At 59.9% G+C, this 1,965-nt stretch carries 2 protein-coding genes; both read right to left on the bottom strand.

Going from position 1 to position 1,965, the window contains the following annotated elements; genetic code table 11:
• Positions 1-630, bottom strand: a 630-nt coding sequence (locus G491_RS0125970) for an electron transfer flavoprotein subunit beta/FixA family protein (RefSeq protein WP_028316609.1), incomplete at its 3' end; no start/stop codon positions are given.
• Positions 631-798: 168 nt separating this feature from the next.
• Positions 799-1,965, bottom strand: a 1,167-nt coding sequence (locus G491_RS0125965; RefSeq protein WP_028316608.1) for a (Fe-S)-binding protein, incomplete at its 5' end; no start/stop codon positions are given.

The following is a 1,965-nucleotide window of genomic DNA, read 5'->3' as shown; positions in this document are numbered from 1 at the left end:
GCCCAGGTCGGCGGCGCTCTTCACCGGGATTTCCACGGAAGCAACCTTGCGGATGCCGCGGATGCCCACGTAACGGGGTTCGTTGATGCCCGTCTGGATGGAGACCACGCAAGGCAGGGAAATTTCGTTCATTTCCTGGTTGCCGCCCTCGATCTCGCGACCCACTTTCAAGGAGCCGTCGCCCACTTCAATCTTGTTCACCAACGAAGCGTAGGGCAGGTCCAGCATAGCAGCCACCATGCCGCCGATCTGGCCCGCGCCGCCGTCGGCCAGGGCGCCGGTCATGATCAGGTCGTAGGAGCCCGCCTGAATGACCGCCTTCAATGCCGCGGCGATGCCCTTGCCGTCCGTGTTCTCAAACAGTTCGTCGTCCACCAGGATGCCGTTGTCGGCGCCCATGGCCATTTCACGACGCAGCACTTCTTCACTCTCTTCGTCGCCCACGGAAACCACCGTCACGGAGCCGCCCACGTTGTCCCGGATCTGAATGGCTTCTTCCACTGCGTAGTTGTCCCACTCGTTTACCGAGTAAACAACATCGTCGCGCTCGATGTCGCTTCCGTCGGAATTGACTTCAATTTCGTTTTCAGCGGTGTCAGGCACCCGCTTCACGCATACCAAAATGTCCATGTAATCCTCCTTCAAAGTTGGAAAAGGAATTTCTTTTGCCTCGCCGGACGGCCCAATTCGGGGCCTCGCTGTCCTGGCTCCGGCAAGGCAATATCGCCTGTGTTACGTCCTATGTAAAACGCGGGCCGGGCCTTTGCTTAACCCTCAAAAGCCCGGCCGGGTAAATGTCTATTTCACCAAATGCTGATCCACCAATTCCACCAGGTCAATGACTTCCATGATGCCTTCCAGGCCGGAGGTCTTGATGGCGTCTTCGATGTTCACCTTGCAGAACGGACACGCGGTCACCACCACGTCGGCGCCGGCCTCCTTGGCCATTTCCACGCGCAGCTTGCCCATGCGGGTTTCTTCCTCGGGCTCGTAGAACAGCATCAATCCGCCGCCGCCGCAGCAGAAGGACCGGTCCCGGCTCTTTTCCATCTCGGCCCGATGCAGGCCCGGGATGGCGTCCAGAACCTGGCGTGGATCCTCGTACAGAAGGTTGTGGCGGCCCAGGTAGCACGGATCGTGGTACACGTAGGTCTTGCCGGTTTCTTCGTTCTTGAACTGGATCTTGCCCTGCTTCACGGCCTTCAGGATCACCTGGCTGATGTGCTCCACGGGCGGCAGGTTGTCGTAGTCCTTTTTCAGAGCGTTCAGGGCGTGGGGATCGGCGGTGACGATCCGTTTGGCCCCGGAAGCCTCGATGGCCTCCGTGTTCTGCTCTTTCAGGCTCATGAAAAGCATTTCCTCGCCAAAGCGGCGGACTTCATGGCCCGAGTCCTTTTCAGCAGGCCCCAGGACGCCGAACTCCACGCCGGCGGCGGTGAGCACGCGGGCCGTGGACTGGGCGATCTTGCAGATCTGATCGTCAAAGGACGTGATGGAATCGACGAAATACAGGGTGTCGCAGGTTTCGCCCTTTTTGGTGTTGAGCACGGCGACCGGGGTCTCTTCGGCGATTTCCTTGGTCCATTCGGCGCGTTTCTTTTCCATCTTGCCGTAAGGATTGCCGCGCTTTTCAATGGCGCTCAAGGGCTTTTGCAGGGACTGGGGCACGTTGCCTTCGTCCACCATGCCCCGGCGCAGGTCCACCATCTTGTCGATGTATTCGATGAAGATGGGGCATTCCTCCTCGCAGGCGCCGCAGGTGGTGCAGGACCAGATTTCGTCCTCGGACAAAACCGTGCCGATGAGTTCGTCGTTGGGCAGTGCCTCGCCCTTCAGGGGGAAGGCGCCGAAGATCTTGTCACGGCATTTGATGGTCACGAACCGGGGAGACAAGGGGCGTCCCACCGCGTTGGCCGGGCACTGATCGGAGCAGCGGCCGCAGTCGGCGCAGGAGTAGAAGTCCAG

The sequence above is a fragment of the Desulfatibacillum aliphaticivorans DSM 15576 genome (assembly GCF_000429905.1).
GTDB lineage: Bacteria > Desulfobacterota > Desulfobacteria > Desulfobacterales > Desulfatibacillaceae > Desulfatibacillum > Desulfatibacillum aliphaticivorans.
Note: the sequence above shows the minus strand (reverse complement) of the source record. Positions and strands in the feature narration are given on the sequence as shown.